At 54.4% G+C, this 17,968-nt stretch carries 15 protein-coding genes and 1 pseudogene; 7 read left to right on the forward strand and 9 right to left on the reverse strand.

Annotated features, from left to right (window positions below):
* Window positions 1–573 precede the first annotated feature (573 nt).
* The gene (locus G9Q73_RS00265) at window positions 574–1,284 is read right to left on the reverse strand and encodes a ComF family protein (RefSeq protein ID WP_246344881.1); all 711 of its coding nucleotides are present in this window, start codon (window positions 1,282–1,284) and stop codon (window positions 574–576) included.
* Between the two features lie 71 nt (window positions 1,285–1,355).
* Here G9Q73_RS00265 and bioB point away from each other — a divergent pair, with 71 nt between their 5' ends.
* The 5 genes from bioB (at window position 1,356) to bioD (ending at window position 6,127) form a co-directional block, all read left to right on the forward strand.
* Entirely contained in the window at window positions 1,356–2,360 is a 1,005-nt protein-coding gene (gene bioB, locus G9Q73_RS00270) for a biotin synthase BioB (RefSeq protein ID WP_177417963.1), read from the forward strand.
* A gap of 258 nt (window positions 2,361–2,618) precedes the next feature.
* The gene (gene bioF / locus G9Q73_RS00275; RefSeq protein ID WP_177417964.1) at window positions 2,619–3,782 is read left to right on the forward strand and encodes an 8-amino-7-oxononanoate synthase; all 1,164 of its coding nucleotides are present in this window, start codon (window positions 2,619–2,621) and stop codon (window positions 3,780–3,782) included.
* Complete coding sequence (gene bioH, locus G9Q73_RS00280) at window positions 3,779–4,555, forward strand: pimeloyl-ACP methyl ester esterase BioH (RefSeq protein ID WP_177417965.1); 777 nt, start codon at window positions 3,779–3,781, stop codon at window positions 4,553–4,555. The genes bioF and bioH overlap by 4 nt, the downstream gene beginning before the upstream one ends.
* Window positions 4,545–5,411: a malonyl-ACP O-methyltransferase BioC gene (bioC, locus tag G9Q73_RS00285; protein WP_177417966.1), complete on the forward strand. Its 867-nt coding sequence runs from the start codon at window positions 4,545–4,547 to the stop codon at window positions 5,409–5,411. Before bioH ends, bioC begins: the two co-directional genes overlap by 11 nt.
* The gene (gene bioD, locus G9Q73_RS00290) at window positions 5,408–6,127 is read left to right on the forward strand and encodes a dethiobiotin synthase (RefSeq protein WP_177417967.1); all 720 of its coding nucleotides are present in this window, start codon (window positions 5,408–5,410) and stop codon (window positions 6,125–6,127) included. Before bioC ends, bioD begins: the two co-directional genes overlap by 4 nt.
* Before the next feature lie 35 nt (window positions 6,128–6,162).
* On the opposite strand, the gene rpoH is transcribed toward bioD, so the two are convergent.
* Together rpoH and G9Q73_RS00300 are read right to left on the reverse strand one after the other, a co-directional pair.
* Window positions 6,163–7,014, reverse strand: a complete 852-nt coding sequence (gene rpoH, locus G9Q73_RS00295) for an RNA polymerase sigma factor RpoH (RefSeq protein ID WP_177417968.1) — start codon at window positions 7,012–7,014, stop codon at window positions 6,163–6,165.
* Window positions 7,015–7,337: 323 nt separating this feature from the next.
* Window positions 7,338–7,949: a hypothetical protein gene (locus G9Q73_RS00300; protein ID WP_177417969.1), complete on the reverse strand. Its 612-nt coding sequence runs from the start codon at window positions 7,947–7,949 to the stop codon at window positions 7,338–7,340.
* Window positions 7,950–8,211: 262 nt separating this feature from the next.
* Between G9Q73_RS00300 and G9Q73_RS00305 the strand changes: the two genes are divergently transcribed.
* Window positions 8,212–9,525 carry an OFA family MFS transporter gene (locus G9Q73_RS00305; RefSeq protein ID WP_177417970.1) on the forward strand — a complete coding sequence of 438 codons (1,314 nt, stop codon included), beginning with the start codon at window positions 8,212–8,214 and terminating at the stop codon, window positions 9,523–9,525.
* A 136-nt stretch (window positions 9,526–9,661) separates the two neighbouring features.
* Here G9Q73_RS00305 and G9Q73_RS00310 read toward each other — a convergent pair whose 3' ends face one another.
* The 3 genes and pseudogenes from G9Q73_RS00310 to G9Q73_RS19900 all read right to left on the reverse strand — a co-directional run.
* Window positions 9,662–10,771 carry a response regulator gene (locus tag G9Q73_RS00310; protein WP_177417971.1) on the reverse strand — a complete coding sequence of 370 codons (1,110 nt, stop codon included), beginning with the start codon at window positions 10,769–10,771 and terminating at the stop codon, window positions 9,662–9,664.
* Window positions 10,772–10,786: 15 nt separating this feature from the next.
* Window positions 10,787–11,467 (reverse strand): Hpt domain-containing protein, encoded by a 681-nt coding sequence (locus tag G9Q73_RS19895; protein ID WP_281397593.1) that lies wholly within the window; start codon window positions 11,465–11,467, stop codon window positions 10,787–10,789.
* A pseudogene (locus G9Q73_RS19900) lies at window positions 11,465–12,445 on the reverse strand (response regulator); the annotation flags it as partial. The gene G9Q73_RS19895 and the pseudogene G9Q73_RS19900, both read right to left, overlap by 3 nt.
* A gap of 385 nt (window positions 12,446–12,830) precedes the next feature.
* Between G9Q73_RS19900 and G9Q73_RS00320 the strand changes: the two are divergent.
* Entirely contained in the window at window positions 12,831–13,424 is a 594-nt protein-coding gene (locus tag G9Q73_RS00320; protein WP_246344883.1) for an MFS transporter, read from the forward strand.
* A 165-nt stretch (window positions 13,425–13,589) separates the two neighbouring features.
* On the opposite strand, the gene G9Q73_RS00325 is transcribed toward G9Q73_RS00320, so the two are convergent.
* The 3 genes from G9Q73_RS00325 to G9Q73_RS00335 are packed head-to-tail and all read right to left on the reverse strand — an operon-like array spanning window position 13,590 to window position 17,940.
* Entirely contained in the window at window positions 13,590–14,684 is a 1,095-nt protein-coding gene (locus G9Q73_RS00325; protein WP_177417974.1) for a response regulator, read from the reverse strand.
* A gap of 15 nt (window positions 14,685–14,699) precedes the next feature.
* Entirely contained in the window at window positions 14,700–17,336 is a 2,637-nt protein-coding gene (locus G9Q73_RS00330) for a PAS domain-containing hybrid sensor histidine kinase/response regulator (protein WP_177417975.1), read from the reverse strand.
* On the reverse strand, window positions 17,329–17,940 hold the full coding sequence (locus G9Q73_RS00335) for a cysteine hydrolase family protein (protein WP_177417976.1): 612 nt from the start codon (window positions 17,938–17,940) through the stop codon (window positions 17,329–17,331). The genes G9Q73_RS00330 and G9Q73_RS00335 overlap by 8 nt, the downstream gene beginning before the upstream one ends.
* Between the last annotated feature and the right edge of the window lie 28 nt (window positions 17,941–17,968).

Genomic DNA, 17,968 nt, shown 5'->3' on the forward strand with positions numbered 1-17,968 from the left:
AAGCTACGTATTAGTTGATAGTCCCTGAAGGGGCGATTCTGAAGCAGGTTTGAAGAGATAGGATATTCGGGAAGCTGACTGAAAGATGAAGCCGTTAACGTTGCAGCTGCCGGTTTGAGGTATCCGGAACCGGCCTGGGTCGAGGTAACTCGTACCGTTTCTGCAGGATGGGGTACTTCTTCATCGGTTCACAGGCGCGCCAGAGGCGCATATAGCATAAGGTTTCCGGCGACAGAGCCGACGATAGAAGGTGGTATCAGGCCAGATAGGGCTGATCGCCTACAGAACTGAAGCAAACGCAATATCAGCGGGAAACGGAAGCATTCGTCGGCATAAGGAAAGCGTAAACACAGTTCAGATGAAGAAAACCACCCATAGCCTGTCACTGCGCAGAAATATGAGGACTGCAGTCATGACAGGCTATGGGTGGACAACCTGATTGATCTAAATCAGAGGTTTGGTGAATAATTCCCCATAGAAGGCCGGTTCAAGCGTAGCGGAACCGGCAGCGCCAGTCTTCGGTACGACTTCGGAATGCCCGATCAAGCGTAGCGGATCGGGCATACGGTAGAACTAAGGTGTCCGTGCGACAGCCCAAACATCCACCCTGGCCGCTCCGGCCTGCCGTAAAACCCGGGTCAGTTCAGAGACGGTATTGCCGGTAGTGACCACATCGTCGAGCAGTACGATCCTGCAACCGGTCACCTGTTTTTTTACGCTGAAGGCACCGCGGATATTTTTCCCCCGGTCGCCCTTGTCCAGATTCGCCTGTGCCTCGGTGGCCCGATTCCTTACACAGACTTTCGGTCGGAGAGGGATGCCGAATCGGCGTCCTACTGGTCTGGCGATCTCCAGAGCCTGGTTATAGCCGCGTGTTTTCAGACGGCTTCGATGCAGTGGCACCGGCAGGATAAAGTCCGGTTTTTCATCGATTCTTGCCGCCAGGTAGTCGCAGAGCAGATCCCCCAGCAGCCGGGCGTTGCCGAGTTGGTTGCGGAATTTCAGGCCACTGACCAATTGGCCTGTCTCCTGATCATAGACCAAGGCAGCAAGGCACTGCTCAAAGTTGGGTTGTCGGTGGCTGCATGATCCGCATAAGGTGTTTGCAGGCGCGGCGAGGGGCAGGGGGATGGCGCAGACCCTGCAGCAGTGCCGGTTGAGAGAGAGATCCTTTTTGCAGTCAGGGCAGAGATCCCGCCCCGGCGCGCCCTGGTCTCCACAGAGATGGCAGCGGGAGGCGTAGAGCTTGTTTAGTGCAAAATCTATCCAGTTGTAAACCTTCATAACCATCCTTGGTTGACAGGGGGCGCTCGATCCTTACTATTGCGGGATTTGGTCAACCCGCAAAGATCGCCATGAACGAAACCATTCTACGCCATGATTGGCACCTCGACGAGATCGAAGTCTTGCTGAATCAGCCCTTCAACGATCTGCTGTTCCGTGCGCAGAGTACCCATCGCGCCCACTTCGACCCCAATCAGGTGCAGGTGAGCAGTCTGCTCAGCATCAAGACCGGCGCCTGCTCGGAGGATTGCGGCTACTGCTCGCAGAGTGCGAAACACAGCACCGATCTGGAGAAAGAGAAGCTGTTGCCCCTGAACGAGGTGGTTGAGGCGGCACAAGCGGCCAAGGCGAAGGGCGCCAGCCGTTTCTGCATGGGCGCGGCCTGGCGCAACCCTACCGACAAGAACCTGCAACGGGTCATCGAGATGGTGCAGGCGGTGCATGGTCTTGGCATGGAGACTTGCCTGACGCTTGGCATGCTGACCGAATCCCAGGCAGTCAAGCTGCATGAGGCGGGACTCGACTACTACAACCACAATCTGGATACCTCGCCGGAGTTCTACGGCAACGTCATCACCACCCGCACCTTCGAGGACCGGCTCGACACGCTGGCCCATGTTCGCAACGCCGACATCAATATCTGTTCCGGCGGCATCCTGGGCATGGGCGAGTCCCGCCGTGACCGGGCGAGCATGTTGCGAGAGTTGTGTAACCTCAAGAAGCACCCGGAATCGGTGCCGATCAATCTGCTGGTGCAGGTAGAGGGCACACCACTTTTCGGTACCGATGCGCTGGACCCGTTTGAGTTCATCCGCACCATCGCGGTGGCGCGTATCCTGATGCCGGAATCCTATGTGCGGCTCTCCGCCGGACGCAATGAAATGAGCGATGAGATGCAGGCGCTCTGTTTTCTCGCCGGCGCCAACTCCGTCTTCTATGGTGAGCGCTTACTCACCACCGACAACCCGGAAACGGACAGCGACCGGATCCTGTTCGACCGCCTGGGTATGCAGATGGAACAGTGCGTCGAGTCGGAAGTGAAGGCGGTGAAGAAGCCTTGCAGGAAGGTGGGGTAGGTATAGGTTAAAGGCGAAAGGCGAAAGGCGAAAGGCAAAAAAGAAGACCGAGCTTCATCGCTGTTGCCGTTACCGTGAAAATATGTAGGCCTGATCAAGCGTAGCGGATCGGGCATCCAGGCCTTGTCAGAACGATTTAGGTTGCCGGTTCCGCTACGCTTGAACCGGCCTACAAATAACGAGGCTACAACGTTCGGCCTATCTTGTGGCACGGCCACCTTTAACCTTTGACCTTTAGCCTTTCACCTATCTTTTAAGATGTTTGATTCTCTGCATAAAAACCTGAACCAGCGCCGTCGGGACGATCTCTATCGCACCCGGCGAACGATCGATGGTCCGCAGCAGCCTGAGTTGCTGGTGGATGGCCGCCAGATGCTCTCTTTCTGCAGCAACGATTACCTTGGGCTGGCCAATCATCCAGAGGTGATCCGTGCATTGCAGCAGGGTGCCGGGCGTTATGGTGTGGGCAGTGGCTCAGCACATCTGATCAGTGGTCACAGTCGTGCCCATGAGGAACTGGAAGAGGCGCTGGCGGTCTTTACCGGACGGCCCAGGGCGCTGCTCTTCTCCACCGGTTATATGGCCAATATCGGTGTGGTATCCGCACTTCTGGGACGTGGTGATCTACTTTTTGAAGACCGGCTCAACCATGCCTCACTGGTGGATGCCGGTGTGCTCTCCAGAGCCAGGATGAAACGCTATCAGCATGCTGATGCCGACAGTCTGGAGCGGCAGTTGGGAGCGGCAGGGGAGGAACGGCGTTTGATTGTCACCGATGGCGTCTTCAGCATGGACGGCGATCTTGCGCCCCTACCTGACTTGGCCCAGCTGGCTGCGCAAAATAACGCCTGGCTGATGGTGGACGATGCCCACGGTCTCGGCGTGTTGGGCGAAACCGGAGGTGGATGCACCAGCCACTTTGGCTTGAGTGAAGAGGAGGTGCCGATCCTGATGGGTACTCTCGGCAAGGCGCTGGGGACATTTGGCGCTTTTGTCGCAGGCAGCGAGGCCCTGATCGAGACCTTGATTCAGCAGGCGCGTCCCTATGTCTATACGACTGCCACCCCGCCGGCCCTGGCCGAAGCAACGCTGGTCAGTCTGCATATTGCGCAGGAGGAGTCCTGGCGTCGCGAGCGTTTGCAAATGTTGATCACCCGTTTCAGGGAGCAGGTGGCGGGATTTGGTCTCTCCCTGATGGCATCAGAGACACCTATCCAGCCAATCGTGGCGGGTAGCGCTGGCCAGGCGTTGACCTGGAGCCGCCATTTGGAGACACAGGGGATTCTTGTCTCCGCCATTCGTCCCCCCACCGTGCCGGAGGGCAGTGCGCGGCTGCGTATCACCCTCAGTGCAAACCATAGTGATGACCAGTTGCAACGACTGCTGGAAGTGTTGGCGGAACTGCCGGAAGTGGACGGATGAAACTCAGCATGGAAACCCTTGGCCGGGGAGAGGCGCTGGTGCTGCTGCACGGTTGGGGCATGAACTCGGCGGTCTGGGGCGGTGTTGCCGAACGTCTGGCCGAAAATCGGCGAGTGATCCTGATTGATCTGCCGGGACATGGTGGCAGTCCCTTCGCCAGTGAGCGCAGTCTCCGGGAGTGGGGGGATGCCTGCCTCGCAGTGGCTCCTGAGCGAGCGGTCTGGATCGGTTGGTCTCTCGGGGCGCAGGTTGCGCTACAGGTTGCGCTGGATCAGCCGGAACGGGTGCAGAAGCTGATCTCCCTGGCGGGAACCCCACGGTTTGTGCAGGGGGAAAGCTGGCTCCATGCCATGGAAGACAAGACCCTCGGACAGTTTGCGACATCCCTGAGAAAGGATCATCGCAAGACGCTGGAGCGTTTTCTCGCCCTGCAGGTGCGCGGCAGTGATGAGGCTCGTACTATCTTGCGCACCCTCAAGATCCGTCTGATGGAGAGGCCAGACCCGCAACCTACAGCCCTGGAGACAGGATTGTCGTTGCTGAAAAATGTTGATCTGCGAGAAGATCTGGCTGCTCTGCAGATGCCAACACTCTGGCTCTATGGCGAGCGGGATACGCTGGTCCCGGCAGCCGCCGCAGACCTGTTGCTGGCCATATTGCCCCGGGCAGAGGTGTATAGAATTGCCGGTGCGGCCCATGCGCCTTTTCTCTCCCATCAGGATGAGACGCTGGCGCTGATAGAAACCTTTCTGGAGGGAAGCAGTGAGCAGTAAGCCCGTCGGTTATATCGACAAGCGTCAGGCCCGTCGGGCCTTTGAGCGTTCAGCCGCCAGTTATGATGAGGTGGCGGTACTGCAGCGGGATACCGCCCGGCGGATGCTCGAACGCCTGAGCTATATCCGCCATCAACCGTCGGTGGTGCTGGATGTTGGGGCAGGCACCGGGGAGGCCACTGCTGCACTTGCCAAACAGTACAGGAAGGCACGCATCCTGGCGCTGGATTTCGCCCTGCCGATGCTACAGCAGGCGCGTAAACGGGGTTCCCTGTTCAGACGTCCACGCTGTCTCTGCGCCGATGCGGAGCAGTTGCCGCTGGCGGATCAGAGTGTGGATCTGCTCTTCTCCAATGCGGCGCTGCAGTGGTGTAATGACCTCGAACAGACCTTCAACGAATTCCTGCGGGTACTGCGTCCCAATGGCCTCCTGATGTTCTCCACTTTTGGTCCGGATACCCTGAAAGAGCTGCGTCAGAGCTGGGCCGAGGTGGATGGTTACCCCCATGTCAGCCCTTTTCCCGATATGCACGACATCGGCGACCTTATGTTGCGGGCGGGTTTCTCCGACCCGGTGGTGGATGTGGACCGTATGCAACTGACTTACGAGGATGTGCCGGGACTGATGCGTGATCTCAAGGCATTGGGCGCGCATAATGTCACCCGTGGGCGGCAGCAGGGCCTGACCGGCAAGGGTCGACTGCAGGCAATGTTCAATGCCTATGAGGTTTTTCGCAACGATGGGCGATTGCCAGCCAGTTACGAGGTGGTTTACGGATTGGCATGGGCGCCCCAGCAGCGCACCCAGGATGGGGTGACCACTATCCCTTTCGATATCTTGAAGCAGAGTCTATGAATTTCAATAAAGGTTTTTTCATCACCGGCACTGACACAGGTTGCGGCAAGACGGAGGTGACTCTGGGTTTGATGCATCGATTGCAGGCGGAGGGACTCAGCGTAGCGGGTTTGAAACCGGTGGCCGCAGGTGCGGTGCTGACCCCGGAAGGGCTGCGCAACGACGATGCGCTCAAAATTCAGGCCCAATCCGATATCTCACTGCCCTATGAAAAGGTCAATCCCTTCGCCTATGAAGCGTTTATTGCCCCTCATCTGGCCGCAAAGTCGGAAGGAAGACCGATCAGTCTGAGGAAGATACAGGCTGATTTTATTGAGCTATCCGCTCTGGCTGACAGGGTTATCGTGGAGGGCGTGGGTGGCTGGCGGGTGCCGTTGGGTCACGGTGTCACCCTGCCCGATCTGGTGCGGCTGCTCAATTTGCCGGTAATACTGGTAGTGGGGCTGAAACTGGGTTGCATCAACCACACGCTGCTTACGGAAGAGAGTATTCTGGGTTCCGGTCTGCGTCTGGCGGGATGGGTTGGCAACCATATTGATCCGGATATGGATGCGCAGCGGGAAAACATTGAAACCCTCTGTAGCTGGATGCCTGCTCCCTGTCTGGGAGAGATACCTTACATGGAGCAGCCGACAGCGGAAGCTGTGGGAGAGTGTTTCGACCGGTGTATTGCAGCCACAGGACTGGGCGGTGTGTGCAAACGTAGCTGTCGGTAGAGACGGCAAAAAGCCGTTTCTACACCAGAGATCGATCAGGCGGCAAGCACGCCCTTCAGCTTGCCCATGGCGCTCTTCTCGATCTGGCGGATGCGCTCGGCAGAGACGCCGAAACGGTCAGCCAATTCGTGCAGGGTAGCCTTCTTCTCGCCCAGCCAGCGGGCCTCAAGAATGGCGCGGCTGCGTTCGTCGAGTCCATCCAGTGCCGCCAGCAGCTGCTGTTTCAGGTGGGCTTCGCTGTCCACGGCCTCAACCCTTGAGGCGGGCTCCAGACTCATATCCCGCAGGTAGCCGGCGGGGGTGGCTACCAAGCCATCCTCGTCATCGCTACCGGGACCATCGAAGGCGATATCCTGACCCGACAGGCGGGATTCCATCTCCAGCACAGTCTCAGGTTTTACACCCAGATCCTTCGCCACGCCCTCGACTTCCTCCTGGGAGAACCAGCCAAGACGCTTTTTGGAGCTGCGCAGATTGAAGAACAGTTTGCGCTGGGCCTTGGTGGTGGCCACCTTGACGATGCGCCAGTTCTTCAGGATGAACTCGTGGATCTCCGCCTTGATCCAATGCACCGCAAAAGAGACCAGACGCACGCCCATGTCAGGGTCGAAGCGTTTGACCGCCTTCATCAGCCCCACGGTGCCTTCCTGCACCAGATCGGGCAGGGCCAGACCATAGCCGGAGTAACCGCGCGCGATACGTACCACAAAGCGTACGTGGGCCATGACCAGCGAACGGGCCGCCGCCAGGTCTTCATTATCCCGCAGTTGCACCGCGAGCTTGTGCTCCTCTTCCGCACTCAGAATCGGCAGTCGATAAGCCGCGCTGATGTAAGCCTCGATGCTGCCGGTGGGCAGCGACATGGGAATCACGAGTTCCTTACCCATTGAATACCTCAGTGTTTTACTCAAATTCGATATTAGCACTCTCTGATGGGGAGTGCCAACTCTAGAATATGACCGGAGTTTTGGAGGATGGTTCAGTTGCTTGGCAAGGTGACAGGTGACTGGATTCAGGTACGGTCAGCAACGGGTAGGAATGAGCTGGCCTCATCACAATCACCTCATGAAAAGAGGGCAGATTTGTTTTTTGGGAAAATCGTCGAAAATAAAACTGAAGCGTCACTGGATTCCAGCTCATCCAAGGGCCGCACAGTATTCCAGAACCCCGCATCATTTGCTCAAATATGTGTAGGTCTGGCTGGTCTTGGCTACAGCCGTTTTTCTTTACTTCGAGCCAGTCCCAGCAGTCCGACGGTAAAGATCAGCCAGCTTACGGGCTCTGGTATCTGGGTCAATTGCACTGCTGTCAGAACCACGTCCTCGTTGAAAGGCACATAATAGCTGTGGGCAATCTTCACCTCATCCAGAACCAGTCCCAGCAGATTGCTGGCGGCAAACAAGGTGGGGGTGTTAGTGGTTGGAAAAAATTTGTCCTGCGCCACCAGAGCGCCACCCAGATACCCGTTGACCCAGATGCCCTCAACCGGCGTCAGACCAATGATCCGGTTCAGGCCGGTGACTGAATCGAAAATGAAATCCCCGCCGTCGTCCCGGCTGAATCCGATCCACTGCCCATACACATCATCAATCGAATCCTCGATGCCGATATTCCCACCGCCCACATCAACAAACCGTGGACTGCCGCTGATGCCTCCACCTGCCTGAGTGAAGTCGAATCCTGCCTCCGAAAGCACCGTTCCCATACCGAAGGTGGCGCCAGGCGTAAATCCGTCGAAGCTGATTATGGCCGTATGACCAAGCACTGGTATCAGCAGTATCACGGTAGCCAAAAACAGTCGGATATTCATTGGAATCTTCATCTGCCCTCTCCCTCTGCATCAAAGCAGCCTACTATATTGAGTGTAGTTGAAATGGCCAATTCAAATGGGTGTAGGGAGCAATATTTTCAAATTTAAAGGCTGACTCCAGCCCATCTCGTATCTTCCCTCGTAATTCGTCTCAAAGAGTCTGCCGCTATTGGCACTGAAGGAAGCTTCCCTGTTTTTCAGCTCAGGTTTTTGTCACAGAACCGTTATATAGATCCAGTAGTATCCACTGCTTTCATCAAGGTAACAAAAGACAATGTCGAGCGGTAAAAGTCGTCACGGAATGTGGGTGATATTTGGAGCGCTGTTAATACAGCTTTCTCTCGGCGCGATCTATGCCTGGTCAGTATTCGCGAAACCGTTGCAGGTTTCAGGTTGGTCGACATCCGATACCCAGTGGCCGTTCACAGTAGGGCTGGTGGCTTTTGCTCTGGTGATGGTCTATGCGGGGCGTAAGCTCTACGTGTTCGGCCCCCGCAAGCTGACAGCTGCCGGCGGCATCATGTTGGGTGCAGGTTATCTATTTGCCGGCGCTATGGGCGGAGAGAGTTTCTGGCCGACCCTGATCGGTGTCGGACTCATGGGCGGTGCAGGCATCGGGCTCGGTTATGTGGTGCCCATTGCGGTCGGTATGCAGTGGTTCCCGGACAAGAAGGGCCTTATCACCGGCGTTGCAGTAGCCGGTTTCGGTCTTGGAGCCATGATCTGGGTAAAGCTGGCGGGTACCTGGGGTGGTTTGATCGCTGACTATGGCATAGGTACCACCTTCATGATCTACGGTGGGATATTCATGGTATTGGTATTGATCGGCAGCCTGTGGATGAGCTTTCCTCCAGCGTTCGTGCCGCCGAAGCCGGATCATAAAGGCAGTAAATTTGATTTTCGCAGTGAGGAGATGATCAGAACCACCCACTACTGGTCGATCTTCTCCACCTTTGCCATCGGTGCCACCGCAGGTCTGATGTGCATCGGACTGATGAAGCAGTTTCCGAGTCAGGCCCTCACAGCTTCCGGTATGGCTGAAACGCTGGCCGATGCGACCGCCGGTACTGCGATGGTAGTGTTCGCCATCTTCAACGCGCTTGGGCGCATCGGCTGGGGCAAGCTCAGTGACATCATCGGTCATGCGGTCAACTGCGATCATCGGGGGCGTAAGACCTCGCTGATCATCATGGCCGCCAGTCAGGGGGTGTTCGTTATCGCATTTCCCTATGTGGCTGGATTCGAATATTCGCTCTACCTGTTCGCAGCACTCATTGGTTTCAATTTTGGCGGCAACTTCGCGCTGTTTCCCGCCATCACCACAGATACCTTTGGGCACAAGTTCTTCGGCCAGAACTACGGCTATGTGTTTCTTGCCTATGGCTTGGGTGGTACCGTCGGTCCGATGCTCGGCGGTTACCTGGGAGATATGAACAACTACCTGCTCGCTTTCATTATCATCGGCGTCTTGAACCTCATCGCCGCAGTTATCATATCCACGGCTAAGATTCCCACGAAGCGCCAGGAGGAGGATGTAACCATCAAGGTGCAGGCGAGTGGTACGATCCGTACGGTAACGGCGGATTAACGCTTGATTTTTGTCTCTCCCCTCTATCCACCTGATGGAGAGGGAGACTCGTATTCGCCTATTCTCCACGAGGAACATCAGTAAACGGTCAGGAACAGACGCCAGGCATCTTCTTGCCTGGAGCGTGTTACATTGATTACATGGATGAAAACTGCGCCAGATGATCGATGATTACACGCAATTGTTGATTGAGTTGGAGGCCTTGCTCTAAGTTCAGCTGCGATTTATCCACGCCAAGCTGCACAATATCCATGATCTTTTTTTCCTGATCTTCGGTAAGTCCGTAAGTGAAAAATGCAGTTTCAATATCCCGCACTACATCATCCATGACCTGCATGCCCGACTGTTGCTGATTTTTCTGTAGACTCTCAATTTCCAATAGTGTTTGATTAGAGTCGGCCACAACACTGGCAAGCCCTGTCTGGATAGCCAATGCTTTGGCGCGAGCTTCAGCACCTTCCAGTAGAATGGCCAGATGATCGCGCAGCCTGCCGCATCGGTCATCATCATCCGGCATATTTTTAATAAGTTGTGAGACAGCTCCAAAATTAAGGATCAATCTGCTGCCGCTTTCCAGGATCCGTGTCTCTCTTGTGAGTCTTGACAGGAGTTCCTGTTCCAGCGGTGGTATAGACTTACTGCTGCTGGCATAGACGGGCTTTTCGGAACTGTTGATCTGCACACTGCTTTCCAGTCCATAGCTGGCGGTGGCTTCCACGATCAGTCTTGCCAGGGTTTCACTGTTGTCAGCCGAAAAACTACGCCGCATAAAATCAATGATCACACCCTGTTCGCCGATGTTAGAGAGGGCGGTCATTGCCGTCTGCATGGCCGATGAGGTTTCTTCTGCTGATGCCTCACGCTCAGCTCTGTTGTGAATGGCCAGCTTGACCTTCTGTACCAACATCTCCGGCTGAACCGGTTTGATAAGGTAGTCGCTGCCGCCCGCATCATAACCGGCAAGTTTTTCTTCTGTTGTATCGTGGGATGATACGAAAATCACGTCTATATCCCGCGTGGACTCGGTTTCCTTCAAACGACGGCAGGTCTCATATCCATTCATCCCCGGCATCTCCACATCCATCAATATGACGTCAGGCCGTGGATCTCTGTCCGCTATCTGCAACGCCTTTTCACCACTGGTGGCTGCCAGCACCGCATAATCTGTTGAAAAGCTTTCCATCACAAAGTGGATGTCGTCCGCTGAATCGTCCACGATAAGAATGCGTTTTTTCTCGGTATTCATTGCTGTTGTTTCTCTTTACACTTGTTGCCAAATACGTCCAATACTTGTTTTAGCAGCATCGATATCGAACTCATTCAATGCTTGCTCTATCTCGCTCAAAGACGAGCTGAATTCTGTATTCGTTGCTTTTTGCTGGATCTCTTTCAGCAAGGTTCCTGCCTGTCTCAAGTCGTTATCCAGATACCCTTCAAGCTGTTGCAGTAAGTTCTGTAGTTCATCGGGATCAATGTCGGCGTTGCTCTCAACTGGAGCCGACTCGTCTGCGGTTTCATCCAGTTGAGCCAGTCCGTCGATCACCTGCTGCAGACTGGTATGCAGATTTCCCAGCGCTTCCAACGCCTGGGCAGGCTGTTCGTCGCGGCAGTGTTGTTCCACTGAGGCGGCATATTGATGGATCTGCCTGGCGCCGATGTTGCCACTGCTGCCTTTGAGGGAGTGAGCTGTATGTGCGGCTTCGGTCAGTTCCTCATTGCGGATATTCGCTGTGATACGTTCTACCACGTCCAGGTTTCTGTCGCGGTAGTTCCCGAGTATTCTTCGGTAAGCGCTCTGATTGCCACCAATACGCTCAAGGGCATCCGCCGTATCTATGCCTGGCAGTTCCGGTAGTGGCTCACTCTCTGCCCGCTCTTCTTTCTGATCGGTCTGCTGAGGTTTTTCGCTCTGGGCAACCCATTCAGCAATCTCGCTGAACATGGCGTGGGGATTGATGGGCTTGGTGATGTGTCCGTTCATTCCCGCTTCCAGGCTCTTCTCATGATCACCAGCCAGTGCGTGTGCGGTCATGGCAAGGATTGGTAGAGCCACGTAATCATCGCCGAGTTCACGAATTTTCCGGGCTGCGGTGAGACCATCCATGACCGGCATCTGAATATCCATCAGCACCGCATCGTATGAATGCTCTTGCACGGCGGCGACTGCATCCGCGCCATTTTCCCGGATATCGACGCTGAAGCCGGCGCTGGTCAGTATCTCGGTCGCCACCTCCTGGTTGACGGGATTGTCCTCCGCCAACAGGAGTTTTCTGCCGCCAAACCACCACTCTTGGGCATCTTTGGCATGATCTGAACCATGAGTGGCAATCGATTCGCCGTAGAGATCCAGCAATGTGTCAAACAGATCTGATTGGCTGATCGGTTTGTTTATCCAGGCATCCACTCCCTGCACCGGCGCTTCGCTTTGATCCAGGGTACGTAACTCCACGACACGTAGTTTATGCGATCCGGCTTCGGGGTAGATGGCCTCTACCAGTTCGCTGCCCGCCATCCCGTGCATGGCCGCATCCAGAAGGACGATATCGTAGGGTTTGTTGTCGGCAACCGCTGTTCTGACCTGGGTCACCGCATCACTTCCCGTGCTTGCCTGGCCAATCTCTTTCAAATCCCAGGTTCTCAACATGCGTTCAATGACGTCCCGGGTGCTTACCTGATCGTCTGCCAACAAAATGCGTTTAAATGACAAGGATTCAGGGGGTATGAGACGACAGGTCTCCTCGTCTGGTTCCACGGCAGGCAGATCAAAATGAAAATCAGAGCCGATGTCCGGCGCACTGCTCAGTTCGAGGGAGCCGCCCATGGCTTTAACCAGGGCGTGGCTGATCGCCAGTCCCAGACCGGTGCCGCCATACTTGCGGGTGTGGGTGCTGTCGGCCTGGGTGAATGCCTCGAATACGCGCTTTTGTTGTTCTCACCTAGGCCGTTGGTAACGCTAGGAATTCGGTTACGTATTGCTCTTATCACCGGCATTTACGGTAGCCGGTTTCAGTCTTGACCATGATCACAGGTAAAACTGGCGGGTACATCGAAAGGTGGTTTGATCACTTCGAAGCTATGGCATAGAGTACCACCTTCGCGATCTACATTGGGATATTCATGGTATTGGTATTGATCGGCAGCCTGTGGATAATTTCCTCCAGCGTTCATTACTGCACCGAAGCCGGATCATAAAGGCGTAAATTTGATTTTCGCAGTGAAGGGGAGATAGTCGAACCACCCGCTACTGGTCGATTTTACCACCTTTGCCATCAGTGCCTGCCAAAGAGTCGATGTGCATCGGACTGATGAAGCAGTTTCCGAGTCAGGCCCTCACAGCTTCCGGTATGGCTGAAACGCTGGCCGATGCGACCGCCGGTACTGCGATGGTAGTGTTCGCCATCTTCAACGCGCTTGGGCGCATCGGCTGGGGCAAGATCAGTGACATCATCGGCCATGCGGCCAACTGCGATCATCGGGGGCGTAAGACCTCACTGATCATTATGGCCGCCAGTCAGGGGGTGTTCGTTATCGCATTTCCCTATGTGGCAGGATTCGAATACTCGCTCTATCTGTTTGCCGCACTCATTGGTTTCAATTTTGGCGGCAATTTCGCGCTGTTTCCAGCCATCACCACAGACACCTTCGGGCACAAGTTCTTCGGCCAGAACTACGGCTATGTGTTTCTTGCCTATGGCTTGGGTGGTACGGTCGGTCCAATGCTCGGCGGTTATCTGGGAGACATGAACAACTACCTGCTCGCTTTCATTATCACCGGCGTCTTGAGTCTCATCGCAGCAGTTATCATCTCCACGGTTAAGATTCCCACGAAGCGTCAGGCAGAGGATGTAACTATCAAGGTGCAGGCAAGTGCTACGCCCCGTACGGTAACGGCGGATTAGTGCTTGATTTTGTCTCTCCCCTCTATCCACCTGATGGGGGGAGAGAGATGGACGCGGCCCCCTCGTATTCACTTATTCTCCACGAGGAACACCGGTAAACAGCCAGGAACAGACGCCAGGTATCTTCTTGTCTGAAGCGTGTTACATTGACTACACTGATGAAAACTACTCCAGACGATCGATGATTGCACGCAATTGTTGATTGAGTTGGAGGCCTTGCTCTAAGTTCAGCTGCGATTTATCCACGCCAAGCTGCACAATATCCATGATCTTTCTTTCCTGATCTTCGGTAAGTCCGTAAGTGAAAAATGCAGTTTCAATATCCCGCACTATATCATCCATGACCTGCATGCCCGACTGTTGCTGTTTTTTCTGTAGACTCTCGATTTCCAATAGTGTTTGATTAGAGTCGGCCACAACACTGGCAAGCCCTGTCTGGATGGCCAATGCTTTGGCGCGAGCCTCAGCACCTTCCAGCAGAATGGCCAGATGATCACGCAGCCTTCCGTGCCGGTCATCATCGTCCGGCATGTTTTTAATAAGTTGTGAGACAGCTCCAAAATTAAAGATCAATCTGCTGCCGCTTTCCAGGATCCGTGTCTCTCTCGTGAGTCTTGACAGGAGTTCCTGTTCCAGCGGTGGTATAGACTTACTGCTGCTAGCATAGACGGGCTTTTCGGAACTGTTGATCTGCACACTGCTTTCCAGTCCATAGCTGGCGGTGGCTTCCACGATCAGTCTTGCCAGGGTTTCACTATTGCCAACCGAAAAGCTACGCCGCATAAAATCAATGATCACACCCTGTTCGCCGATGTTAGAGAGAGCGGTCATTGCCGTCTGCATGGCCGATGAGGTTTCTTCCGCTGATGCCTCACGGTCAGCTCTGTTGTTAATGGCCAGCTTGACCTTCTGTAGCAACATCTCCGGCTGAATCGGCTTGATAAGGTAGTCGCTGCCGCCCGCATCATAACCGGTAAGTTTTTCTTCGGTTGTATCGTGGGATGATACGAAAATCACGTCTATATCCCGCGTGGACTCGGCTTCCTTCAAGCGACGGCAGGTCTCATATCCATTCATTCCCGGCATCTCCACATCCATCAAAATGATGTCAGGGCGAGGATCTTTGTCCGCTATCTGCAATGCCTTTTCACCACTGGTGGCTGCCAACACTGCATACTCTTTAGAAAAGCTTTCCATCACGAAGTGGATGTCATCCGCTGAATCGTCCACGATAAGGATGCGTTTCATCTCTGTGTTCATTGCTGTTTCTTCCCTTTACGCCTTTTTCAAAATGCGTCCAATAATGGTTTTAGAAGTATCGATGTCAAATTCATTCAATGCTTGCTCTATCTCGGTCAAAAAGTGGCTGAATTCTGTGCCTTTCGCTTTCTGCTGGATCTCTTTCAGCATGGCCCCTGCTTGTCTCAAGTCGGTATCCAGATACCCTTCGAGCTGTTGCAGTAAGTTCTGTAGCTTGTCGGGATCAATATCGGCGTTGCTTTCAATTGGAGCCGACTCGTCTGTGGGTTCATCCAGTTGAGCCAGTCCGTCGATTACTTGTTGCAAGCTGACATGTAGATTATTCAGCTCTTCCAGCGCTTGGCCAGGTTGTTCGTTGCGGCAGTGTTGTTCGACGGAGGCGGCATGTTGATGGACCTGCCTGGCGCCGATGTTGCCACTGCTGCCTTTGAGGGAGTGAGCTGTATGTGCGGCTTCGGTCAACGCCTCATTGCGGATATTCGCTGTGATACGTTCTACCACGTCCAGGTTTCTGTCGCGGTAGTTCCCGAGTATTCTTCGGTAAGCGCGCTGATTGCCACCAATACGCTCAAGGGCATCCGCCGTGTCTATGCCTGGCAGTTCTGGTAGTGGCTCACTCTCTATCTGCTCTTGCCCCTGGTCGATTTGCTCAGGTTTTTCGCTCTGAGCAACCCATTCGGCAAGTTCACTGAACATGTCGTTGGGAATGATGGGTTTGGTGATGTGCCCGTTCATTCCCGCTTCGAGGCTCTTTTCATGATCACCGGCCAGTGCGTGCGCCGTCATGGCAAGGATCGGTAGATCGGCATAATCATTGCCAAGTGCGCGGATATTCCGGGTTGCCGTAAGGCCATCCATTATCGGCATTTGAATATCCATCAGCACCGCATCGTAGGTATTCTCTTGCACGGCGGCGACCGCCTCCGCGCCATTTTTCCGGATATCAACGCTGAAGCCGGCGCTGGTCAGCATCTCGGTCGCTACCTCCTGGTTGACGGGGTTGTCCTCCGCCAACAAGAGTTTGCTGCCGCCAAACCACCAGTCCTGGGCGTCTTTGACATGATCTGAACCATGAGTGTCAATCGATTCTCCGTAGAGATCCAGCAGGGTGTCAAAAAGGTCTGACTGGCTGATCGGTTTGTTTATCCAGGCATCCACCCCCGGCACCGGCTCTTCGCTTTGATCCAGGGTACGCAATGCTACGATACGCAGTTCATACAGTCCGGCTTGGAAGTGGATGGCCTGCACCAACTCGGCCCCCACCATGCCGGGTAAATCCATATCCATAAAGATAATGTCATAGTCTTGGTGGCTGGCTGCTGCAGCCTGGAGTTGAGCCAGACAATCATCTCCATCGCTGGCCAGGCCGATCTGCGCCACACCCCAGCTCTTGAGCATGCGCTCGATCGCAGCCTGTGCAGCTACATGATCATCTGCAATCAGAATGCGTTTACTGGATAATGATGCAGGGGCCACTAGATGGCGCGGTTCTTCAGACAGTCGCTCGAGCGGAAGGTCAAAGTAGAAATTCGAGCCAATCCCCGGCGCACTGGTCACCTCAAGAGAGCCTTTCATGGCCTCCACCAGATGCTGGCTGATCGCAAGTCCCAGGCCAGTGCCACCATATTTGCGGGTATGAGAATCGTCTGCCTGACTGAACGCTTGAAAAATCTTTTTCTGCTGTTCATCCGTCAGGCCAATGCCGGTATCAACAACACCGAAGTAAAGTCGGTCATCGATATAGGAGGAGTAGAGAGTCACATAGCCGGCTTCGGTGAATTTTATGGCGTTATTGGCAAGATTGGTCAGGACTTGTCGCAAGCGCGTGGGATCCCCTTTAATCAGACACGGAACCTCAGGTGCTATTGAGCAGATCAGTTCCAAGCCTTTTTGGTGGGCGCTGTTGGCCAACAGCACAGCCGTTTCCTCTATCAGGGAAATAGGGTTAAAGGCTATTGATTCCAGTTCCAGCTTGTGGGATTCCAGTTTTGAGAAATCCAGGATGTCGTTGATAATGCTGAGTAGCAGTTCGCTGGAGTTGGCTGCCGTATTGACGTAGCGTTGCTGCCGCTCGTCCAGAGTGGTCTTTTCAAGTAGATGCAGTATCCCCAACACACCATTCATGGGGGTACGGATTTCATGACTCATGGTGGCGAGAAAATTTGATTTCGCCCGGTTGGAGTCCTCCGCTTGCTCTTTGGCAAGCTGTAGTTTTTCAGCCTGCTTGCGCTCGCTGATGTCGTGCATCGAGCCTATCCAGTCGCTTTCCAAATTATCCCTTTCGATGTAATACGTCACCCAACGATGTCCACCATCGGTGTGGCGCAGACACAATTCCGGAATGCAGCCCTTCAGTGCGCCTTTCCGGTGCTCCTTGATAAATTCTTTCCAGGTTTCCCGGCTCGATTCGGTAATAAAGTTGATGATTGGCTGGCCAGTGGCTTCAGTCACAGTGCCGCCTGTCACTGTGCTCCAGGCTTGGTTGAGAAACGTGAAGCAGAATTGCCCGTCGGCTTGGAAAACAATCTCGTGCAGGTGTTCGACCAGCGTTCGATACCGGCTCTCAGAACGCGAAAGTTCTTCCATGAGATGGTGCCGGACCTGTAACTCCAACTCGGATTGGTCAGGTCGCCGATCATACGCGTCAGCCATTGATGACTCCGCCGCGTACAAGCAAAGTCGTGCTATCGATCACCTCAGCATAGAGCGGAAAGATCGTCTCACAGTAGAACGACTGCTCGACAGGGGTGCGCCCAGCCGTGCAATCGCTGAGGATGTGCATCGAATACCCGTTCTCGAAAGCGGCCCGGCCCGTAGAATCTATGCATATCGATGTGACCGCACCCGCCAGCACGACATCGGTGACCTCTTTTTCCCGGAGTATGTCGTTCAACCTTGTGTTCGAAAAGGCATTGAGCCCCCTTTTCCCCGGAACCTCGATTATTCGCTCTTTGAACTCCAGTAGTTCAGGGACGTTTTCTGCCCCTTTGGTACCCTTTTTGAACGCTTGCACATCCTTGATCGCCTTGAGGATTCCCATTGGTTCGACCAGTTCTGAATAGTTGGGCGTGAAAACGATAGGTGTCGCTATCAGGTGAACCGGTGTTGGTCGAAGCTGTTTGATCAGGGCAATGGTGTTTGCCAGAACGGTAGAGGCTCGTCCGGGTTCTTCGATCATACCTCGCAGGATACCGTCTTTAGCAAAATAATCGTTCTGATAGCCGATAAGAAATACTGCAGTCTTCTGAAGATCCATGATATTAATTCCTTGTAATAATATTCTA

The organism is endosymbiont of Lamellibrachia barhami, from assembly GCF_011947365.2.
Classification (GTDB): Bacteria; Pseudomonadota; Gammaproteobacteria; order Chromatiales; family Chromatiaceae; genus QGON01.

Excerpts from the sequence above, each read along its gene's own strand:
- bioF (WP_177417964.1), top strand. The coding sequence starts at position 2,619 with ATGTTTGATTCTCTGCATAAAAACCTGAACCAGCGCCGTCGGGACGAT.
- G9Q73_RS00305 (WP_177417970.1), top strand. The coding sequence starts at position 8,212 with ATGTCGAGCGGTAAAAGTCGTCACGGAATGTGGGTGATATTTGGAGCG.
- G9Q73_RS00325 (WP_177417974.1), bottom strand. The coding sequence starts at position 14,684 with ATGAACACAGAGATGAAACGCATCCTTATCGTGGACGATTCAGCGGAT.
- G9Q73_RS00310 (WP_177417971.1), bottom strand. The coding sequence starts at position 10,771 with ATGAATACCGAGAAAAAACGCATTCTTATCGTGGACGATTCAGCGGAC.
- bioH (WP_177417965.1), top strand. The coding sequence starts at position 3,779 with ATGAAACTCAGCATGGAAACCCTTGGCCGGGGAGAGGCGCTGGTGCTG.
- G9Q73_RS00330 (WP_177417975.1), bottom strand. The coding sequence starts at position 17,336 with ATGGCTGACGCGTATGATCGGCGACCTGACCAATCCGAGTTGGAGTTA.
- G9Q73_RS19895 (WP_281397593.1), bottom strand. The coding sequence starts at position 11,467 with ATGTTCAGCGAGATTGCTGAATGGGTTGCCCAGAGCGAAAAACCTCAG.
- G9Q73_RS00335 (WP_177417976.1), bottom strand. The coding sequence starts at position 17,940 with ATGGATCTTCAGAAGACTGCAGTATTTCTTATCGGCTATCAGAACGAT.
- rpoH (WP_177417968.1), bottom strand. The coding sequence starts at position 7,014 with ATGGGTAAGGAACTCGTGATTCCCATGTCGCTGCCCACCGGCAGCATC.
- G9Q73_RS00320 (WP_246344883.1), top strand. The coding sequence starts at position 12,831 with ATGAAGCAGTTTCCGAGTCAGGCCCTCACAGCTTCCGGTATGGCTGAA.
- bioD (WP_177417967.1), top strand. The coding sequence starts at position 5,408 with ATGAATTTCAATAAAGGTTTTTTCATCACCGGCACTGACACAGGTTGC.
- G9Q73_RS00300 (WP_177417969.1), bottom strand. The coding sequence starts at position 7,949 with ATGAAGATTCCAATGAATATCCGACTGTTTTTGGCTACCGTGATACTG.
- G9Q73_RS00265 (WP_246344881.1), bottom strand. The coding sequence starts at position 1,284 with ATGAAGGTTTACAACTGGATAGATTTTGCACTAAACAAGCTCTACGCC.
- bioB (WP_177417963.1), top strand. The coding sequence starts at position 1,356 with ATGAACGAAACCATTCTACGCCATGATTGGCACCTCGACGAGATCGAA.